The sequence below is a fragment of the Streptomyces sp. NPDC090083 genome, from assembly GCF_044747445.1.
In the GTDB taxonomy this organism is placed as follows: domain Bacteria; phylum Actinomycetota; class Actinomycetes; order Streptomycetales; family Streptomycetaceae; genus Streptomyces.
Window position 1 is genome coordinate 13,863 of sequence record NZ_JBIVED010000015.1, and the last position, 18,555, is coordinate 32,417.

An 18,555-nucleotide genomic window follows, 5' to 3' on the forward strand; every position below is an offset into this window, starting at 1 on the left:
TCATCCCTCGTGGCTTTCCGAACGGCAGATCGCCATGCAGGCGAGGCTCGTGTTCGGTGGTTCGCAGAACGACTGCTCCAGCGCGTCGTTGATGGCCTGGCGGGTCGCGAAGACCGACACCTGGCCGGCCTTGTCGTACGGACAGCGGCGCAGGAATCCGTCGGCGGACAGGTACAGCCGCGCGGACTCGCAGGGACGCAGGACCGGATCGCGCAGCCACGCGTGGTAGTCCGACACCACCGTCCTCAACTGTTCCGACATGCCGAAGAACGTCTCGATCAGCGCCAGGTCGCGTTTGAGGTCAGGATTCTCGAACCGGAAGGTCGGTGACGGCAGGAGTGGACTGACCTCGACGGGGACATCGGCGGTCTCGACCACGTCGACGATCGACTTCAGGTCGTCCTCGTCCAGTTCGTACGCGGTGACGTGCAGGCTGGCCCGGCGGTGCCCCAGTGCCTCGAAGACGGCCGCCGTCGAGGGGATCGTCCGCCCGGTGCGGCCCAGTTCGTCCGCCCTGCGGCTGTCGGCGGAGACGGTGACATGGCTGAGCATGCCGGCCACGTCGGCCAGCGCGTCCAGGCGCGGCCCGGTCCTGGCCGCCGTGACCACCGAGGCGCGAAAGCCGAACTGCAGGGCCACGCGAACGAGTTGGCGGAACTCCGGATGATCGGTCGGTTCGCCGCCCGAGAGGCACAGTTCGTCGACACCGAACTCACGAAGACGCGACAGCGCCCGGGAGTACGCGTCGAGGCTCAGGACGTCGCGTCCCACGTCGGCCCGGAAGCAGAACCGGCAGTTCACCTCGCAGTTGTCGGCTGTCGAGACGAGCAGCCCGCTGAGTGCCCCGATACGGCCGGTCACTGGAGTCCCGTGTGGTCGGTGAGGGCGAGTTCGAGGCCCACCTGGAAGAAGTCGCACATCTGGGAGTCGGGCTCGGGGTTGTTCCGGAGCGAGACGTCGTTGCGGGAGGGCCCACCGCAGACGGCGGCGGCGGGGCAGTCGCCGCACTCCTTCGCCGGCAGCAGGTTCTTCGCGGCCCCGGCCAGCAGTTCCGGTTCCTCGCGGAGCCGGCTGATCGGGAACACGAACGACTCGTCACGCCAGTTGAGGTCCAGGACGGAGATGCGCCCCCGGGACAGCAGCGCCGCGTTGAGGCCGCCGTCCTGCTGGATGTGCTCGTACATCTTCGGCAGGCGTGTGTCGAGTGCCTGGTAGATCCGGTCGAGCGAGGAGAACAGCATGGCGCCGCGGGACAGGGCGAGCAGACGCGAACGGAAGACCGCGCGGCACAGCGCCTCGCCGTCGACGTGCCAGCGGCCCGAGATCGGGATCGGCGTGTTGACGTAGATGAAGTTGATGCCGAGCGACAGCACGTACTCGACGGTGTTCGGGAGGTCGCTCACGTTGGTCGGCGTGGGCGTGAGGTTGCAGCCCACGTACACACCGGCCGCGATCAGCCGCTGGATGTTCCGGTGGATCCGCTCGTCGGCCGGCTTCCCGGAGAGCAGGAAGCGTTCGAGCTTGTTGTTGTCCGGAGTGCCGTCGAAGGAGACGCCGACGCCGTACTTGAACTCCTTGAAGTGCTCGATCATGGCGTCCTTGATCAGGACACCGTTGGTGACGACGGTGAACTGCACCCGGCCGACACCGTGCTTCGCGGCGAGTTCGAGGGCGTACTCGTCGCCGTACTTCATCAGGTCGAACCGTGTGGTCGGCTCTCCGCCGAACCACTGGATCGTGACCTCCTCCTGGCCGGCGTTCTGCTCGAAGAGGTATTCGAGTCCCTCACGGAGTTCGGGGATCGTGATGTCGTCGGCACCCGTGTTGGTGTCGACGAAGCAGTACGTGCAGGTCATGTTGCAGCGGTCGGTCACCACGATGCGGTAGCCGCTGATGCGCGGGGGCTTTCCCGTCATCCCCAGCCCGCTGACCCGGTCGAGGATCTGATCGCGCTGCGGTGCGGTCGCCGGATCCGGAGTGAAGCCGAGCTGCTTCATCTCCGCCATGATCCCGGGCTCTTCGGCACGGATCCGCCGCATCTCGTCGGCGGTGAGGCTGGCGCTCCCGAGAGAGACGGGATCGAAGACGATGCCCTCCGCTCCCTGAGCGACGAGTAGGTATTTGTTCCAGAGCCGATCGGCGTCATTCATCACGGGTGACCTCCTGAAAACGCGGAACCAGTCATGCGTCGAATCGCGCACGGCGAGAAGACTGCTGCGGTGTCATCGCCGATCGCCGATGACACCGCAGCAGAATGGATTGTCAGTCCTCTTGCGCGATCTTCGCGTCCTTCAGGACGTCCTGCACGATCTCGGTGTAGTGCTTCTTGAGGTGCTCGGTGTTCTCGGCGGTGGCGCCGTCGGCGAGGACGATGATGCCCGGCAGCGAGGGGTTGGGCGCCATCAGGACGATGCCGGGCGGGTCAAGGCTGATCGCCATGACGGCGTCCTCGACCGGCACCCACTCGACCCGCTCCTTCACGGCTTCCATCACCGTGACCTGCTTGGCCTTGATGTCTTCGCGCTCGCCGAACCACACACCCGACTTCCCACGCGACCCCACCGCGTCGGCGTAGATCAGGTGGTTGTCCTTCTGTTCGCGAGGTTTGGGCATCTCAACGCCTCCTGAGAATGGGCCGAATTCGGTCCGTGCCGCCGCGGAACTGAATTGCAGAGAGTTCCGCCGCTCTTCTGACGCACATTCCGACTATTGATGACCACTGTTCCATGTCGGGCCATACGTGCGGTCCACCCCCGGTATATTTGCCTTTCGCCGGGAATTCCCAGGAATTGTTTCCGGCCGGTGTCAGCCCTGGGGTGCCAAACGGTCCAGGATCTGGCTGACCTCGTTCGCGTCCGGAAGTCCGAGACGGGCGAACAGCGTCTTCGCCTCCTCCAGCCGGACGCGCGCGCTCTCCATCCTGCCGAGATCGGCCTCGACCTCGCCGAGCACCTTCAGGGCGTACGCGTGGTCCCGTACGGCGCCGATGTCCTGGCACAGGGCAACGGCCTCGGTGACGTACCGCACCGCCTCCTCAAGTCGTCCGGTCCTGCGGAGAGTCTCGGCGAGGCGGTAGAGGGCGTGCGCCTCGCGTCCGCGGATGTCCGCCGACCGGCACACGACGAGGCACTCGGTGTAGCGGGCCACGGCGTCGTCGAACCGCTCCTCCTCGTGCAACGCCAGAGCCAGCACATAGAGCGCGTACGCCACCCCCGGCAGGTCACCCATGTCGCGCAGCACCGCCAGCGTGGCCTCGCAGTCGGCTGCCGCCTCGGCCGCCAGGCCACTGCGCAGACGGGCGAGCGCCGCGTTGATCGTGGTCGCCGCCTCACCGGACCTGTGACCCAGTACCCGGGCGAGCGCGATCGCCTCGTCGAAGCACGCCACCGCCTCCGCGTACCGGCGCTGGAACATGACGGCCACACCGAGGTTGTTCAGCGCCTGGCGGAGGATCACCGAATCCCCGGTGCTGCGTGAGGCGTCGACGGCGTGGCGTGCGTGCTCCTCCGTGTCGACGGGCCGGGCCGCCTGCAACGCGACGTCGCTGCACAGGAACCGCGCCCGGCCGAAGGCCCGTCGGTCGCCGCGCAGTTCGGCCTCCCGCGCCAGCTCCGACGCGGCGGACCCCAGCTCCTCGAAGCGGGCGTCGACGCAGAAGGGACTGACCGCGATGAGTATGTCCACGGCGGTCTGCAGCCGGCCGTCGTCCGGCCGCGCCGGTCGGCTCAGCGTGCGCAGTACCGCGCTCGTCACCACCGCGATCTCGCCGGTGATCCAGGACCGCGCCTCCTGGACGTCGTGGAACCGCAGCCCCTGCGTCCGCAGCGGCCCGAGCGCGTCGGAGACGGGGTCTCCCGGTACGGCGTGCGCGAACGCGTTGCACGCCGTGGCCAGCAGGTGGTCGAGCAGCCTGCCGAAGGCGTCCTCGGCCTCGGCCCCATGACCGCTCCCCGTCCGCTGGGCGAAGACGCGGAGCAGGTCGTGATAGCGGTAGCGGCCCGGTTCCGGGGATTCGAGCATGGCGGCGTCCACCAAGGACTCCAGCAGCTCCTCCGTCGTCTCCTCGTCCACGGCGAGCACCGCCGCGGCGGCGGGGAGACCGAAATCCGGCGGACCCGCGACGGCCAGCAGCCGGAAGGCACGGGCCTGCTGGGGCGGCAACTGCCGGTATCCGACCTCGAAGGCCGCGTGGATCGACACGTCCCCCACGCGCAGTTCCTCGATGCGCCGCCGCTCGTCGGAGAGCCGGGCGGTCAGCGTCGCGATGGTCCACTGCGGCCTGGACGCCAGTTTGGCGGCCACGATCCGGACGGCCAGCGGCAGGAACCCGCACAGCCGCAGCAGTTCCAGCGCCGACGTCCGTTCCGCCTCGACCCGCTCGGGTCCCACGACCGCGCTCAGCAGCAACAGGCCCTCGTCGGGCCGGAACGTGTCCACGCTGACCTGTTTCGTGAGCGGCAGGCCGAAGAGCCGCGATCGGCTCGTGATGACGAGCCCGCAGCCGACCGAACCGGGCAGCAGGTTCTTGACCTGCGACACGTCACGCGCGTTGTCCAGGACGATCAGTACCCTGCGGCCGTTCAGTATCGAGCGGAACAGCTTGCACCGGTCGTCGAGGGCATCGGGCACGGACCCGGCCTCGACACCCAGCGCCAAGAGGAAGCCCGTCAGGACCATGGCGGGCTCGGCCGGGCTGTCGTCGTTCCCGCGCAGGTCGGCGTAGAGCTGCCCGTCCGGGTAGGCGTCGCACACCCCGTGCGCGGTGTGCAGGGCCAGCGAGGTCTTCCCGATCCCGCCCATCCCGGCGATCGCCACGATGGTCAGCGCCTGGCGGCCGGGCGTCGTCAGCACGGTGCGCATATCGCTCACGGCGTCCGTACGTCCGGCGAAGTCGGGCAGATCCGGAGGGAGATGCGCCGGCACCGGCAAGGCGTTCCGGTCACGGACGGCGGTGGCCGCGGACCCCGTCCGCGCCCCGGGCTCGTCACGCGTCGCGGATTCCTCGGCGGTCGCCATGGAGAGCGTGGGACTGTTCTCCAGGACGTGCCGGTAGACGGTGGTCAACTCGGGCCCCGGATCGATGCCCTGCTCCTCCAGCAGCAGCCTCTTGGCGCCGCTGTACACCGCGAGCGCGTCGGCCTGCCGGCCCGCCCCGTACAGCGCGCGCATCAGCAGGCCGTGCGGACGCTCGCGCAAGGGGTAGGTGGCCGTGAGGTCCGCCAGGTCGGGAATGACCTGGCGGTGACGGCCCAGGACGAGATCGAGATCGAAACGCTCCTCCAGGATGGAGATCCTTAACTCCTCCAGCCGGTCGCGCTGCCGGGTGGCGAAAGGCCCGGGGACACCGGCCAGCGTCTCTCCGTGCCACATGCCCAGCGCCCGCGCCAGCAGGTCGCTCGCCTCCCGGTTCCGACCCGAGGTACGCGCCGACGCGGCTTCCCGGGTGAGCAGTTCGGCCTGTGCGACGTCGAGCGCGGACGGCGGTACGACCAACCGGTAGCCGTCCCCGACCGACACCAGGACGCTCGGCCGGGAACGGTCCGGCTCCAGCAGGCTCCGCAACTGCCAGGCGTAGGTGCGGATCGTGGTCGTGGCCCTGCTGGGGGGCGTGAGTCCCCACAGCGCGTCGACGAGTTGCGCCTTGGACACCACGTGTCCGGGCCGCAGCAGCAGGACCGCCACCACGGCCCGCAACTGGGGCTGCCGGATGGGCAGTTCCGCACCGCCGCGGTGCACACGCAATGCGCCGAGCACAGCAAAGCGAAGCTCCTCCGTCACGCTGCCCACGCCCTTCCTAGCCTGTTTCCGGAACCCAGTTTCGGTGACGAAGAGTGGTAACTACAACGGTCGGTTCCCTGCCTCAGGGTGACCGGGTGCGCCGAGACGGGAGGCCGCCGGACACGGGCGGCGGAGACGCGGTGCCGGAGACACGGTGACGGAGAGAAGGCCGAGGTCGCTCCGGACGGCCGCGCCCAGTCGCATGAGTACCCGCGCCCTCTTGTGACCGCACGCGGCAGCCACGAACCGGAGTCAGAGGCCGGCACCGATCGGCGGCCGCCCGATCCCGGCTCCCGGGCCGGCATTCCATCGCGGCCCGGCCACGGCCCGTCGGACCGGCCCCGGGAAGCGCTCCTCACGCCGGACACCTGTGCGGGCTCCCCTGGTGCTTCGTTGACTGCTCGGCACCGGCGGGCCACGGGCCCCGGTGTTCGCTCGACGTCCCCTCGACATCGACTCGACGTCGACGCGACTGCCGAGGAGTCAACCAGGTACGCCGTCACGGCGCTTCACCCGTGGGGGGACATCGGATGTCGCTCGCCCGGGGGACGACGGACCGACGAACCGACGGACTCAGGAGGCGCACGAACTCGCCCGCGATCCGGATGCGGACCGTGCGGGGGCTTCACCGTGCCCGCCGGCCTGTGGAGCGGCGCCGCATGGAAGTGGACCCCCTGAGCCGTCAGCCGCGTGCGGTTCGGTCCTGGATTCCTCATTCGCCGGGTGTCTGTCCTGGTGGCGGGGCAGTTGGAGACGCCCGGCGCGGACGACGGAGCCGGGCCGGCCGGCGTTGCGCGTGCCGGCTATCGCCGCGGGGAGCTGGTCAGAGTGGCGGCGGCCTGTGCCCTGGTCACGGGCCACCGCGTGCCGCTGTGGGTGCAGACCGGCGCCGAAGGCAGGTAACGCGTCGGGGAGTTCGGCCCGCTGAAGGAGTTCGCGTTTCCGGCCGACCCTCTCATTGAGCTTCTGATGGCCCTGATCGCGTACTACTGGCGGGTGGCCGCAAGTCACCCGCCCGGCAGTCGGGTCCCGGTCGTCCGGGGTCCTCAGGGAGAGCGAGACAGAGCGATGGATGTCAGCGCGTACATCGAGGACGTGTACCAGGAGGTCCGCAGGCGCGGCCCCGGAGAGGCGGAGTTCCACCAGGCGGCCACCGAGGTGCTGACCTCGTTGCGGCCCGTGCTCGAACGCCATCCGGAGTACGCCGGTTCCGGCATCCTGGAGCGGCTCGTGGAGCCGGAGCGGCAGCTGATGTTCCGGGTGCCGTGGGTGGACGACGCGGGCCGGGTCCGGGTGAACCGGGGCTTCCGGGTGGAGTTCAACAGCGCGCTGGGCCCGTACAAGGGCGGGCTGCGCTTCCACCCGTCGGTGAACCTGGGCATCGTCAAGTTCCTCGGTTTCGAGCAGATCTTCAAGAACGCCCTGACCGGGATGGCCATCGGCGGCGGCAAGGGCGGCTCGGACTTCGACCCCAAGGGCCGCTCCGACGGCGAAGTGATGCGGTTCTGCCAGTCGTTCATGACCGAGCTGTACCGCCACCTCGGCGAGCACACCGACGTGCCGGCCGGTGACATCGGCGTCGGCGCCCGCGAGATCGGCTTCCTGTTCGGCCAGTACAAGCGGATCACCAACCGCTACGAGTCAGGCGTCCTCACCGGCAAGCCCGTCGGCTGGGGCGGCTCCAACGTCCGTACGGAGGCGACCGGTTACGGCACGGTGTACTTCGCGGAGGAGATGCTCGCCGGCCGGGGCCACTCGTTCGACGGGCGGCGCGTGGTGGTGTCCGGTTCGGGCAACGTCGCCGTCTACGCCATCGAGAAGGTGCACGCGCTCGGCGGCACGGTCGTCGCCTGCTCCGACTCCTCCGGCTATCTGGTCGACGAGGACGGCATCGACCTGGCGCTCCTCAAGGAGGTCAAGGAGGTCCGCCGGGAGCGGATCCAGGCCTACGCCGAGGCCCGGCCGACCGCCCGTTTCTCGTCCCGGGGCACGGTGTACGACGTCCCGTGCGAGGTCGCCCTGCCCTGCGCCACCCAGAACGAGGTGCGCCGCGACGACGCCGTCGCGCTGGTCAAGCACGGGGTCCTGGCCGTCGCCGAGGGCGCGAACATGCCGTGCACGCCGGAGGCGGTGGAGGTGTTCCGGGAGGCCGGGGTCCTCTTCGGCCCCGGCAAGGCGGCGAACGCGGGCGGTGTGGCCACCTCGGCACTGGAGATGCAGCAGAACGCCTCCCGTACGACCTGGTCCTTCGCCGACACCGAGGCGAAGCTGGCGACCGTGATGCGCGGCATCCACGCCGAGTGCCGGGCCACGGCCGAGACGTACGGCGGGAACGCCGAGGACTACGTGCTCGGTTCGAACGTGGCGGGCTTCCTGCGGGTGGCGGCGGCCATGGCGGCCCAGGGAGTCGTCTGACCCAGCGCATTCCCCTCCCGTCTCCCTCTCCTCTCCCGCCCGTTCCCCGTCCGTGGGCCAACGCCCGCTGGGCAGCGCCCGGTTCAGCTCCGGGTCAGCATGCTCACCGCGTTGGCCCCCACGACGGTCCCGATCGCCGCCCACTCCAGTCCGCCCAGTCCCTCGCCGAGCCCGATCCAGCCGACCAGCGCGGCCAGCAGCGGGTTGACGCTCATGAAGAGGCCGAACGCCTGGGCGGGCACCCGGCGCAGGGTGAACAGGTCGGCGAGATAAGGGACCGCCGAGGAGAGTACGCCGGCCGCGACCGCGCAGCCCACGGCACCGGCGGTCGGGGGGTGGGCGAGGGCCACGGCCACCCCGACGGGCAGGAAGGTGACGGCGGAGACGAGGGCCGCCGCCGCGGATCCCTGCGCGCCGGGAACCCGTTGGCCCACGGTCCGGTTGAGCAGGATGTACGAGGCCCAGCAGCACGCGGCGAGCATCCCGAGCCCGAGGCCGACGTAGTCGGTGGACGGCTGCGGGCGCATCAGCGTGACCGCGCCCGCGGCGGCGGCCACGGCGCACACCGCGTCGATCCGGCGGCGCGCCCCGCACAGCGCGATGGTGAGCGGACCGAGGAACTCCAGGGTCACCGCGAGACCGAGTCCGACGCGGTCGATGGCGGTGTAGAGGGAGAGGTTCATGGTGCCGAACACCAGGGCCAGCGCCAGCACCGGTCGCCACTGCCACCAGGTGAGGCTGCGCAGCCTCGGCCGTCCCACGGACATCAGGACAGCGGCGGCGACGTACTGCCGGACCGCGACGACCCCGACCGGCCCGAGCACCGGGAAAGCCAGCGAGCCGATCGCAGCTCCGGTCTGGTTCGACAGCCCGCTCCCGACCATCGTGGCCACACCGGCCAGTCGGCCGCGGGACGGCTCGGTGGACGAGCAGACGGCGGAACGGCGCGGCACGGGAGCGGAGGCGGGGAGGGCGGCGGCTCGCATGTACCGATCGTGCGACGGCCGGACCGCTGCGCAAAATGCATCCACGGCACGATCCATACACTTCAGTCATGGATCTGGAGCTACGGCACCTGCGCTGCCTGGTCGCCATCGTCGACGAGGGCACCTTCACCGACGCGGCCATCGCCCTCGGTGTCTCCCAGGCGGCCGTCTCCCGGACCCTGGCAGCACTCGAACGCACTCTGGGCGTACGGCTGTTGCGCCGCACCTCGCGCGAGGTGACACCGACCGCCACCGGGCTGCGGGTGGTCGCGCACGCCAGACGGGTGCTCGCGGAGGCGGCGGACCTCGTCCAGGAGGCCACCTCGGGACACAGCACCCTGCGGGTCGGCTACGCCTGGTCGGCGCTGGGCCGGCACACCTCCGCCTTCCAGCGCCGTTGGACGACGGCGCATCCGGCCACCGACCTGCGTCTGGTCCGTCTCAACTCCGCCACCGCCGGCCTCGCGGAGGGCGCCTGCGACCTGGCGGTGGTACGCCGGGACCTGGACGACCGCCGGTTCGACACGGCCATCGTCGGCCTGGAACGGCGGATGGCGGCCGTCTCCACGGACGACGTGCTCGCCACCGGCGACGACCCCGTCCGGCTCGCCGACCTGGCCTCCCGCACCCTGCTGGTCGACCGGCGCACCGGGACGACCACGCCGGAACTGTGGCCGCCCGGTTCCCGTCCGGCGACCGAGGACACCCATGACGTGGACGACTGGCTCACCGTGATCGCCGGCGGCCGGTGCATCGGCATGACGGCCGAGTCCACCGCCCACCAGTACCCGCGCCCCGGCGTCGCCTACCTCCCGGTCCTCGACGCCGAGCCGATCGCCGTACGGCTGGCCTGGTGGCGGGACGACCCCCACCCCCGCACCCAGTCCGCGGTGGAACTCCTCACGGAGCTGTACCGCACCGCCTGACCGGTCACGTCAGCGGGGAAGACGTGGAACGCGCCTTCCGGGGGCGGGCCGCAGCCTCACCCCCACCGTCCCGCCCGCCTCAGTCCGCCGCCCCACCGACCGGGATCCCCAGCCGCTCGGCGACGGCGGTCAGGGCCGTGCCCAGCGGCAGGGCGATCCGGGTGACGGCGTGCGGGTCGCCGCGGGTGGGGTCGCGGTTGACGATCAGGACCGGCTTGCCCTCCTGCGACGCCTGGCGGACGAACCGCAGGCCGGACATCACCGTCAGCGAGGAGCCGAGGACCAGCAGCGCGGCCGACTCCCGGACCAGCTGCCGGCAGTCCTCGACGCGCCGCGGCGGAACCGCCTCGCCGAAGAACACCACGTCCGGCTTGAGGACGCCCCCGCAGACGGCGCACGGCACCACCCGGAAGTCCCCGACCTGCGCGTCGGTGAGGTCCGCGTCGCCGTCCGGGTTGATCCCGGCGGCGACCGGGTCAAAGCCCGGGTTCTCGGCCTCCAGGCGCCGGGCGAGTTCACGGCGCGGGCTCATGGCACGGCAGGAGAGGCACACGACCCGGTCCAGGCTGCCGTGGAGCTCCACGACGCCCTCGCTGCCGGCGGCCTGGTGCAGGCCGTCGACGTTCTGGGTGATCACACCCGAGACACGGGCGTCCCGGGCGAAGGCGGCCACCGCGAGGTGTCCCGCGTTCGGGCGGGCCCGCCCGAAGGTGCGCCAGCCGAGGTGGCTGCGCGCCCAGTAGCGGCGCCGGGCGTCCGCGCTCGCGGTGAAGTCCTGGTAGGTCATCGGGGTGTGCCGGCTCAGGCTCCCGCCCTCGCCCCGGTAGTCGGGGATGCCCGACTCCGTGGAGATGCCCGCCCCGCTGAGCACCAGCACACCGCCGGCGCTCAGCGCGTCGACGACCGGCTCCAGATCGGTGGTGCCCGGCAGCAGGTCCGTCGTCGGGGTCCAGCTCAGGGTGGGGCGCATGCGCATGCCGCAAGGGTACGAAATCGGCGGCGGCTCGCGGCGGGCGTGAAGGTCGCGGGGTACGGCCCTCCGCCTTCCGTCCGCCGCGAGCCGCCGTTCGCCCCGGGCACCCGTCCGCCCCGGGCACCTGGGCTCCCGTGCGACCCGCGACCCATGACCGGCGCCCAGCGCATCGACCGGGCGCGCGGACGCTCGGCCGCCCGCCGTAGTGAGCGTGCGCGCCGTTGCGGGGCGGCCGGGCGCGGAAAGCATGTCCTCAGCACCGCAGTACTGCGAGCGAGGAGACACGTGATGTCCAGCGAGTTCCAGCGGACCAAGCTCCGGGCCATGTTCGAGGCGTTCGACGCGGACGGCAACGGCTATCTGGAGGAGGCGGACTTCGTGGCCCTGGCGGACCGCTGGGGCCGGTTGCCGCGCGTGCGGAGGGAGGGCTCGGAACTGGCGGCCCGCGTGGACGGCGTACTGAAGGGCTGGTGGCGGCATCTGTCGGAGACGGTGGACACGGACCGGGACGGCCGGATCGACCTGGACGACATCCTCGCCATGGTGGACCACCTGCCGACCATCCCCGACGCCGTCACCGCGACCGCCGACACCATCTTCGACGCGGTCGACGAGAACGCCGACGGACGCATCTCGCGCGACGAGCACCAGCGCCTCGTCGACACCTGGCACGGGCGGCCCGTGGAGACCGACGGCGTCTTCGACCGCCTCGACCAGGACGCCGACGGCTACCTCAGCCGTCCCGAGTTCGCCGCGCTCTGGGCCCAGTTCTGGATCAGCGACGACCCCACCGAACCCGGCAACCTGATGTGCGGCCCGATCACCGCCGGGTGAGAGACGGCGGCGGCGGGAGTTCCCGTACGACGGCCTCCGGCCCGGTCGCGGAGCGCCCACCCTCGGCTGTCGCGCTCGCGGCGACGGGCCCACCGCCGTTCTCCCCGTCCGGCCGGGCGGCGCGCAACCCTCTCGCAACCTTGGGTGTGATGCGCTGGGGCACCTGGACCACCCCACCGGCTCCCTGGGACGGCTGACATGGACGAGACCACCCCGCGCGTCGAACTCACCCCCGCCGCGGCCGACCTGCTGCGCCAACTCCATTCGACGCACGGCCCGTTGATGTTCCACCAGTCCGGCGGCTGCTGCGACGGCAGCGCGCCCATGTGCTACCCGGAGGGCGAGTTCCGCACCGGCGGTTCGGACGTGCTGCTCGCCGAGCTGGAGGTCGACGGCGTGCCGGAGCCGGTGAGCTTCTGGATGTCGCGCAGCCAGTACGAGGCGTGGAGCCACACCCGGCTGATCGTGGACGTCGTAGCAGGGCGCGGCAGCGGTTTCTCGCTGGAGGCACCCGAGGGGGTGCGTTTTCTCACCCGTTCCCGTGTAGTCGGCGCCTAGGAGCCCCACCGGTCACCACGATCTGCTGCACTTCCCCTGAGACCAGAGAGAGTTGACGAGACATCAGGGGATTCCGTGACGCACCGTCGAGCACGTTCGAGAGCAGGCAGATCCGTACTCGCGTATCTCACGGCATGCGGCACGCTGGCCGGTGCGGCCCTGGTCGGGGCGGCGCCGGCCGTCGCCGCGCCGGGGGTGACGCGGCTCGCGCCGGGTGTCACCTACGAGCAGTTCGACATCACGGCGGCCAAGGGTGTGACCCACGCGCATGTGGTCGCCGTCGACCTGCGCAACGCCCATGTGCGCGTCAACCTGCTGTACCCGGGAGCGGTCGGGGCCCGGGAGCCCGTGTCCCGGCTCGCCGACTCGGCCCACGCCGTCGCGGGCGTCAACGGTGACTTCTTCGACATCACCGAGACCCAGCACCCGGGCGTCGAGGCCACCGGCGCCACCGACGGACCGGCGATCGCCGGTGGTGTCGCGCTGAAGGGGGCGGTGCCGGACGGCCAGCGCTTCGGGCCCGCTCTGCCGCCCGGCACGAACACCCGGGAGGTGCTCGGTGTGGGCGTCGACCGGGTCGCCCGGCTGGACAGCCTCGCCCTGAACGGGGCGGTCCGCACCCCGCACGGAGGGCTGGCGCTCGGCGGGTTCAACCAGTACGCGCTGCCGGAGAACTCCGTCGGCGCGTTCACCTCGCAGTGGGGCACTGTCTCCCGGATGCGCGCCACCTGCGGCTCGGACACGGACCGGGCCGCCGGCTGTAGTACGGACACCTATGAGGTCGCGGTTCGCGGCGGCCGAGTCGTGTCGGTCTCCAACACTCCCGGCCGGGGTGCCATCGCCGCGGGCACCACCGTCCTGGTCGGCCGTGAGGCGGGGGCGCAGCGGTTGCGGAAGCTGTTCAAGGGTGAGCGGGTCCAGGTGTGGCACCGGCTCGTGGCGTCGCGGTCCCGGGTGCCGTACCGCTTCGCCATCGGCGGCTACCCGGTGCTGCGGCACGGTCAGCCGCTGGCCGGTCTCGACGACAGGACCTCGGCCGTGCGCACCGCCGTGGGCATCGCCGACGGCGGTCACCGTCTGGTGCTGTTCGCGACGGACGGCGCGGTCGCCTACCGCAGCGGCCTCACGATCGCCGAAGTCGCCGCCCAGATGCGAAAGTTGGGCTCGGTGGACGCCTTCAGTCTGGACGGCGGCGGCTCGACGACCCTGGTCGCCCGCGCGGCCGGCGCGCCGGCCGTCACGGTCCGGAACCACCCCAGCGGCGGCGCCGAACGCCCCGTACCGAACGGTGTCGGGGTCTTCTCGACCAACTGACCGGCCGGCCGACCAACTGACCGTCCGACCGATTGACCGACCGGCCGGCCGACTGACCGTCCGACCGATCGGCCGGGCTCACGGTCGCAGGCCGCTCACCAGGTCCGCGGTGGCCGTCAGGCCGCTGTGGATCGTGGGCGCCATGCTGGTGCTCGCCATGAAGAATCCGAGCAGCGCGCAGACCAGCGCGTGGGAGAGCTTCAGCCCGCCGCTGCGCGTGAAGATCACCGCAAGGATCAGGAGCAGCAGCACCACAGAGATGGAAATGGCCATCGTCACCCTCCTCCGCCACGCCGCCATGTCTGTTTCACGGCGTTCGGCCGCAAGTGTGGCGTAGCGGAGGGTTCATCCGGGCTACCGACGTGTCCCCCGAACGTGTGGTGACCGTCCGTGTGGTCTCACGCCGTGCGGCGCGCGTCCAGGAACGCTTCCAGGCCGGCCAGGTCGTCGGTGTTGAGGAAGTCCACACCGGCGGTGAACAGTTCGGCCCACAGCGCGTCACGGGCGGGGCCCGCCGCGTCGGGGGTGTTCCAGAACCGTACGGTCTGCCCGTGCGCGTGCGCCTGCCGGACGACGGAGCGCAGCTTCTGCCGCTCGGCGTCGGGGAAGGTGCCGGTGCCGAGCCAGGTGAAGTTGGCCTGCCAGTCGTCGCTGATGAGCGAGATGAAGGAGGCGGGCGCCGGGCCGCCGAGGTCGGCGAGCCGGCCGTCGTAGAAGGCGCGGCGCACGGTCTGCGCCTCCATCGGGATCCGGGCGGCGCGGTCGCCGGAGATGACATTGGTGACGGCGCCGGGGTGGACGCGTCCGTGGGCGTAGGTGGTGAACAGGTGCTGGTAGCGCTGGAGATGGCGGTCGAGTTCGAGGTACGTCGAGGAGCCCTCGGTCTTGATGTCGATCAGGAGTTGCAGCGACTTGTGCCAACCCCGGTACACGGAGCCGTGGTTGGCCTTCACAAGGGCGGAGAGTGGTTCGAGGTACAGGGATTCGAGGGTGCGGCTCGGGTCGAGTTCGGACGCGTCGTGACCGATGAGGAGTTGGTCGCCGACGAGGAAGATGTCGGCCTCGACGCTGCCGAAGCGGTGGTCGAGGGCGTCGAAGAGGGGGCGGGGGTGCTCGTAGTCGTTGTGGGCGTGGGCGCGCCACAACGGCCGCGGGCGGTGGCCTTGTTCGCCGGCGAACGCGCTGCCCGCTGGCGGGGCGAGGACGGCCGCGAGGGTGGCGCCGAGCCCGGTGAGCGCTCTGCGGCGGGTGATGAGGGCCATGGTGTTCCTCCGTGTGGGGCGGGTCAGAACCACAGGGAGTATGAGGCCGTGAGCACTCCAACGAACCTGTACATGCCAGGAGTTGGCCGGACCGCCCTCGCTTGTTCACTCCTTCGGCGGGAGCGCGCGGAAAAGCCCGCCCCAGGTGGGACGGGCTTCACCGCGGGGACGACCGGCGGTCAGGGGGCGCGCAGATCGACCAGTTCCGCCAGTGCCTCGCGGTGGGCGCCCGCGGTGCCGTAGGCGATCGAGTCGGCCTTGGCCCGCTTCAGGCAGAGGTGGGCCGGGTGCTCCCAGGTCATGCCGATGCCGCCGTGCAACTGGACGGCCTCCTCGGCCGCGTGGACGGCGACGGCGGCCGCGTAGGCCTGTGCGACGGCGACCGCCACATCGGTGTCCTCGCCGGTCGCGAGCGCGTCGGCCGCATGGCGCGCGGCGGCCCGCAGGCTGACCACCTCCAGCCACAGCTGCGCCAGCCGGTGCTTGAGCGCCTGGAACCCGCCGACCGGCCGGTTGAACTGCTTGCGCTCCTTCAGGTACCCCACGGTCTCCGTCAACGTCCGGTCGGCGAGGCCGAGTTGTTCGGACGCGAGCAGCCCGGCCCCGGCCCGCAGCGCACGCCGTACGGCGGGTCCGGCGTCCCCGATCCGGCGTCCGGCGGCTCCGTCGAACACGACGCGGGCCAGCGGCCGGGTCAGGTCGAGGGACACCTGCGGTACGACGGTCACGGCGCCAGCGTCGACGGCGTACAGCCCGCCGTCGTCGCCCGGCACCAGCAGGACGTCGGCGGCGGCCGCGTCCGCGATGCCGGTCAACTCACCATGCAGGGAGCCGTTTTCGAGCCGTACCGTCTTGTGGGCGCCGCCGGGCGCGACGCTCAGGGAGACGACGAGGACCCCGATCCTCCGGCCCGAGGCGAGCTCGGCGAGGAGGTCGTCCGCGTCGGACGCGAGAAGGGCCTCGGTGGCGACGACCGCGCTCGTGAGGTACGGGACGGGGGCGACCGCGCGGCCCAACTCCTCCAGGACGACGGCGACTTCGCGGTGGGTGGCGCCCTGGCCGCCCTTCGCCTCGGGCACCAGGAGACCGGCGAGGCCCATGCCGTCGGCGAGGGACTTCCACAGGGACAGGTCGTGCGGGGCGTCCGACTCGGTGCGGGCGATCACGCTCGCCGCGTCGCAGTGGTCGGTGAGCAGGTCCCGGACGGCGGCGCGCAGCGCCTCTTCCTCCTCCGAGTACAGCAGATCCGTCATCGGGCGAGGTCCTTCCAGGCGACGTCCTTGTCGGTGCGCGGCTCGGCCGGGAGGCCCAGGACGCGCTCGGCGACGATGTTCAGCAGGACCTCGCTGGTCCCGCCCTCGATGCTGTTGCCCTTGGAGCGGAGGTAGCGGTAGCCGGCGTCGCGGCCGGTGAAGTCCACCAGTTCTGGCCGGCGCATGGTCCAGTCGTCGTACAACAGGCCTTCCTCGCCGCGGAGTTCGACCTCCAGGCCGCTGATCTCCTGGTTGAGGCGGGCGAAGGAGAGTTTCATGCCGGAGCCCTCGTGGCCGGGCTGGCCGGCGACGAGTTGCTGGCGCAGCCGTTCGCCGGAGAGGCGGGCCACCTCGGCCTCGACCCACAGCTTGAGGAGGCGCTGGTGGAGGTCGAGGGTCCGCAGCTCCGGTCGCTCGCGCCAGGTCCGGCTGATCGGGCCGATCATGCCGCCCTCGCGCGGGATGCGCATGCCGCCGATGGAGACGCGTTCGTTCATCAGCGTGGTCTGCGCGACCCGCCAGCCGTCGCCGACCTCGCCGAGGCGATGGGCGTCGGGGATGCGGACGTCGGTGAGGAAGACCTCGTTGAACTCGGCCTCGCCGGTGATCTGGCGCAGCGGCCTGACCTCGACGCCCGGGTCGGTCATGTCGCAGATGAAGTAGGTGATGCCCGCGTGCTTGGGCACGTCCGGGTCGGTCCGCGCGATGAGGATGGCCCAGCGGGCGAGGTGCGCGCTCGACGTCCACACCTTCTGCCCGTTGACGATCCAGTCTCCCCCGCTCTCACGCACCGCGCGCGTCCCGAGCGCGGCCAGGTCCGACCCGGCGCCCGGCTCGCTGAAGAGCTGGCACCAGACCTCGTCACCGATCCACAGCGGCCTGAGGAAGCGGCTCTTCTGCTCGTCGGTGCCGAAGCGGAGGATGGTCGGCGCGGCCATGCCGAGGCCGATGCCGATCCGGCGCGGGTCGTTGTCGGGAGCCCCGGCCGCCTCCAACTCGGCGTCCACGACGGCCTGGAGGGCGCGCGGGGCGCCGAGTCCGCCGAGTCCCTCGGGGTAGTGCACCCAGGCCAGACCCGCGTCGAAGCGGGCCTTGAGGAAGTCCTGCCCGTCCGTCTCCAGCGGCGGGTGCGCGGCCAGCAACTCCTGGGTGCGGCGGCGCAGTTCGGCCGCGGCCGCTCCGGTGGTCTCTTCGCTCATGCGGCGGCTCCGTTCTCCAGCGCGACGGCCTGTGCCGCGTCCAGCGACGGCAGGACGACGACCCGGCCGGTGGTGACGCCGTCGGCGAGCCGCTGCAGGGCGGCGGCGCCACCGCTCAGCGGCACCCGCTCGCTCACCAGGGGCTTGACGACACCTCGGGCGGCGAGTTCGGTGAGCTGCTCGTGGCAGTCGAGGATCAGCTTCGGGTTCTTGGTGGCGTACAGGCCCCAGTGGAGGCCCAGGATCGAGTAGTTCTTCACGAGGGCGTGGTTGAGCGCGGGGCTGGGGATCGTGCCGCTCGCGAAGCCGACGACGACGATCCGGCCCTCGAAGGCGACGACCTTCGTGGACTGCGTGTAGGCGTCTCCGCCGACCGGGTCGTAGATCACGTCGGCCCCGCGCCCGCCGGTGGCCTCCTTGACGGCCGCGACGACGTCCTGGGTACGCCGGTCGATCACGACGTCGCAGCCCAACTCCCGTGCCACGGCGGCCTTGTCGGCGCCGCCGACGACACCGATGACCGTGGCACCGGCCGCCTTGCCGAGCTGTACGGCCGCGCTGCCGACACCGCCGGCCGCGGCATGCACGAGGAGGGTCTCGCCGGCCTCCAGGCGGGCGCGGCGGTGCAGGGCGAACCAGCCCGTCTGGTAACCGACATGGAGCGCGGCGACCTCGGCGTCGTCCAGCGACTCGGGGGCGGGCAGCAGGCCCGCGGCGTCCGCGACGGCGTACTCCGCCAGGCCGCCGTGGGGCAGCACGGGGTTGGCGATCACGCGGCGGCCGTCCTCGGTCTCGGCGCAGATCTCCACGCCGGGGGTGAACGGGAGGGGCGGCCTGACCTGGTACTGGCCCCGGCACATCAGGACGTCCGGGAAGTTGAGGTTCGCGGCGCGTACCTTCAGCAGGACCTGGCCCTCGCCCGGCGTGGGTCGTGCCACCTCCGCCAGGCGCATCGCCTCACTCGGCTCGCCGTTCTCGTGCACTTGCCATGCCTGCATGCGGGGCCTCCACGGGACTGCTCTGTCTGACCGGGGTCAGCTGCATACTAAGCGGTCGC

At 71.4% G+C, this 18,555-nt stretch carries 17 protein-coding genes; 6 read left to right on the top strand and 11 right to left on the bottom strand.

Features of this window, described 5'->3' with window-relative positions; translation table 11 throughout:
* The 4 genes from ACIPTO_RS37345 to ACIPTO_RS37360 all read right to left on the bottom strand — a co-directional run bounded on the left by ACIPTO_RS37345 (position 1) and on the right by ACIPTO_RS37360 (position 5,778).
* Positions 1-861, bottom strand: coding sequence for a radical SAM protein (locus ACIPTO_RS37345; protein WP_366321756.1), 861 nt, complete (start codon positions 859-861; stop codon positions 1-3).
* Positions 858-2,150: a radical SAM protein gene (locus ACIPTO_RS37350; RefSeq protein WP_366321758.1), complete on the bottom strand. Its 1,293-nt coding sequence runs from the start codon at positions 2,148-2,150 to the stop codon at positions 858-860. The genes ACIPTO_RS37345 and ACIPTO_RS37350 overlap by 4 nt, the downstream gene beginning before the upstream one ends.
* A 112-nt stretch (positions 2,151-2,262) precedes the next feature.
* Positions 2,263-2,613 (bottom strand): hypothetical protein, encoded by a 351-nt coding sequence (locus ACIPTO_RS37355; protein WP_366321760.1) that lies wholly within the window; start codon positions 2,611-2,613, stop codon positions 2,263-2,265.
* A gap of 192 nt (positions 2,614-2,805) precedes the next feature.
* On the bottom strand, positions 2,806-5,778 hold the full coding sequence (locus ACIPTO_RS37360; protein ID WP_366321762.1) for a BTAD domain-containing putative transcriptional regulator: 2,973 nt from the start codon (positions 5,776-5,778) through the stop codon (positions 2,806-2,808).
* Between the two features lie 723 nt (positions 5,779-6,501).
* Between ACIPTO_RS37360 and ACIPTO_RS37365 the strand changes: the two genes are divergently transcribed.
* Positions 6,502-6,681 carry a hypothetical protein gene (locus ACIPTO_RS37365; RefSeq protein WP_401199514.1) on the top strand — a complete coding sequence of 60 codons (180 nt, stop codon included), beginning with the start codon at positions 6,502-6,504 and terminating at the stop codon, positions 6,679-6,681.
* A 165-nt stretch (positions 6,682-6,846) separates the two neighbouring features.
* Positions 6,847-8,193, top strand: coding sequence for an NADP-specific glutamate dehydrogenase (gene gdhA / locus ACIPTO_RS37370; protein WP_401199516.1), 1,347 nt, complete (start codon positions 6,847-6,849; stop codon positions 8,191-8,193).
* 83 nt (positions 8,194-8,276) lie between these two features.
* Here gdhA and ACIPTO_RS37375 read toward each other — a convergent pair whose 3' ends face one another.
* Complete coding sequence (locus ACIPTO_RS37375) at positions 8,277-9,179, bottom strand: EamA family transporter (protein WP_401199518.1); 903 nt, start codon at positions 9,177-9,179, stop codon at positions 8,277-8,279.
* A 68-nt stretch (positions 9,180-9,247) separates the two neighbouring features.
* On the opposite strand from ACIPTO_RS37375, the gene ACIPTO_RS37380 reads away from it, so the two are divergent.
* Positions 9,248-10,105, top strand: a complete 858-nt coding sequence (locus tag ACIPTO_RS37380) for a LysR family transcriptional regulator (protein ID WP_401199519.1) — start codon at positions 9,248-9,250, stop codon at positions 10,103-10,105.
* A gap of 79 nt (positions 10,106-10,184) precedes the next feature.
* Here ACIPTO_RS37380 and ACIPTO_RS37385 read toward each other — a convergent pair whose 3' ends face one another.
* Positions 10,185-11,081, bottom strand: a complete 897-nt coding sequence (locus ACIPTO_RS37385; RefSeq protein WP_401199521.1) for an NAD-dependent protein deacetylase — start codon at positions 11,079-11,081, stop codon at positions 10,185-10,187.
* A 285-nt stretch (positions 11,082-11,366) separates the two neighbouring features.
* Between ACIPTO_RS37385 and ACIPTO_RS37390 the strand changes: the two genes are divergently transcribed.
* The 3 genes from ACIPTO_RS37390 to ACIPTO_RS37400 all read left to right on the top strand — a co-directional run bounded on the left by ACIPTO_RS37390 (position 11,367) and on the right by ACIPTO_RS37400 (position 13,784).
* The gene (locus tag ACIPTO_RS37390; protein ID WP_366321778.1) at positions 11,367-11,912 is read left to right on the top strand and encodes an EF-hand domain-containing protein; all 546 of its coding nucleotides are present in this window, start codon (positions 11,367-11,369) and stop codon (positions 11,910-11,912) included.
* 198 nt (positions 11,913-12,110) lie between these two features.
* Positions 12,111-12,470 carry a DUF779 domain-containing protein gene (locus ACIPTO_RS37395; protein ID WP_366321780.1) on the top strand — a complete coding sequence of 120 codons (360 nt, stop codon included), beginning with the start codon at positions 12,111-12,113 and terminating at the stop codon, positions 12,468-12,470.
* A gap of 75 nt (positions 12,471-12,545) precedes the next feature.
* Positions 12,546-13,784, top strand: a complete 1,239-nt coding sequence (locus ACIPTO_RS37400; RefSeq protein ID WP_401199524.1) for a phosphodiester glycosidase family protein — start codon at positions 12,546-12,548, stop codon at positions 13,782-13,784.
* 78 nt (positions 13,785-13,862) lie between these two features.
* Here ACIPTO_RS37400 and ACIPTO_RS37405 read toward each other — a convergent pair whose 3' ends face one another.
* The 5 genes from ACIPTO_RS37405 to ACIPTO_RS37425 form a co-directional block, all read right to left on the bottom strand.
* On the bottom strand, positions 13,863-14,057 hold the full coding sequence (locus ACIPTO_RS37405) for a hypothetical protein (RefSeq protein WP_366321783.1): 195 nt from the start codon (positions 14,055-14,057) through the stop codon (positions 13,863-13,865).
* Positions 14,058-14,182: 125 nt separating this feature from the next.
* A complete protein-coding gene (locus tag ACIPTO_RS37410; RefSeq protein ID WP_401199526.1) occupies positions 14,183-15,046 on the bottom strand; it encodes a phosphatidylinositol-specific phospholipase C/glycerophosphodiester phosphodiesterase family protein in 864 nt (287 codons plus the stop codon).
* Between the two features lie 179 nt (positions 15,047-15,225).
* Entirely contained in the window at positions 15,226-16,299 is a 1,074-nt protein-coding gene (locus tag ACIPTO_RS37415; protein ID WP_401199528.1) for an acyl-CoA dehydrogenase family protein, read from the bottom strand.
* Positions 16,296-17,498 carry an acyl-CoA dehydrogenase family protein gene (locus tag ACIPTO_RS37420; protein ID WP_401199530.1) on the bottom strand — a complete coding sequence of 401 codons (1,203 nt, stop codon included), beginning with the start codon at positions 17,496-17,498 and terminating at the stop codon, positions 16,296-16,298. Before ACIPTO_RS37420 ends, ACIPTO_RS37415 begins: the two co-directional genes overlap by 4 nt.
* A complete protein-coding gene (locus ACIPTO_RS37425) occupies positions 17,495-18,496 on the bottom strand; it encodes an NADPH:quinone oxidoreductase family protein (RefSeq protein WP_366321791.1) in 1,002 nt (333 codons plus the stop codon). Before ACIPTO_RS37425 ends, ACIPTO_RS37420 begins: the two co-directional genes overlap by 4 nt.
* Positions 18,497-18,555: the final 59 nt, after the last annotated feature.

Coding starts and splice junctions, on each gene's coding strand:
- ACIPTO_RS37355 (WP_366321760.1), bottom strand. CDS start 2,613: ATGCCCAAACCTCGCGAACAGAAGGACAACCACCTGATCTACGCCGAC.
- ACIPTO_RS37415 (WP_401199528.1), bottom strand. CDS start 16,299: ATGACGGATCTGCTGTACTCGGAGGAGGAAGAGGCGCTGCGCGCCGCC.
- ACIPTO_RS37405 (WP_366321783.1), bottom strand. CDS start 14,057: ATGGCCATTTCCATCTCTGTGGTGCTGCTGCTCCTGATCCTTGCGGTG.
- ACIPTO_RS37390 (WP_366321778.1), top strand. CDS start 11,367: ATGTCCAGCGAGTTCCAGCGGACCAAGCTCCGGGCCATGTTCGAGGCG.
- gdhA (WP_401199516.1), top strand. CDS start 6,847: ATGGATGTCAGCGCGTACATCGAGGACGTGTACCAGGAGGTCCGCAGG.
- ACIPTO_RS37425 (WP_366321791.1), bottom strand. CDS start 18,496: ATGCAGGCATGGCAAGTGCACGAGAACGGCGAGCCGAGTGAGGCGATG.
- ACIPTO_RS37375 (WP_401199518.1), bottom strand. CDS start 9,179: ATGCGAGCCGCCGCCCTCCCCGCCTCCGCTCCCGTGCCGCGCCGTTCC.
- ACIPTO_RS37410 (WP_401199526.1), bottom strand. CDS start 15,046: ATGGCCCTCATCACCCGCCGCAGAGCGCTCACCGGGCTCGGCGCCACC.
- ACIPTO_RS37380 (WP_401199519.1), top strand. CDS start 9,248: ATGGATCTGGAGCTACGGCACCTGCGCTGCCTGGTCGCCATCGTCGAC.
- ACIPTO_RS37395 (WP_366321780.1), top strand. CDS start 12,111: ATGGACGAGACCACCCCGCGCGTCGAACTCACCCCCGCCGCGGCCGAC.
- ACIPTO_RS37350 (WP_366321758.1), bottom strand. CDS start 2,150: ATGAATGACGCCGATCGGCTCTGGAACAAATACCTACTCGTCGCTCAG.
- ACIPTO_RS37385 (WP_401199521.1), bottom strand. CDS start 11,081: ATGCGCATGCGCCCCACCCTGAGCTGGACCCCGACGACGGACCTGCTG.
- ACIPTO_RS37420 (WP_401199530.1), bottom strand. CDS start 17,498: ATGAGCGAAGAGACCACCGGAGCGGCCGCGGCCGAACTGCGCCGCCGC.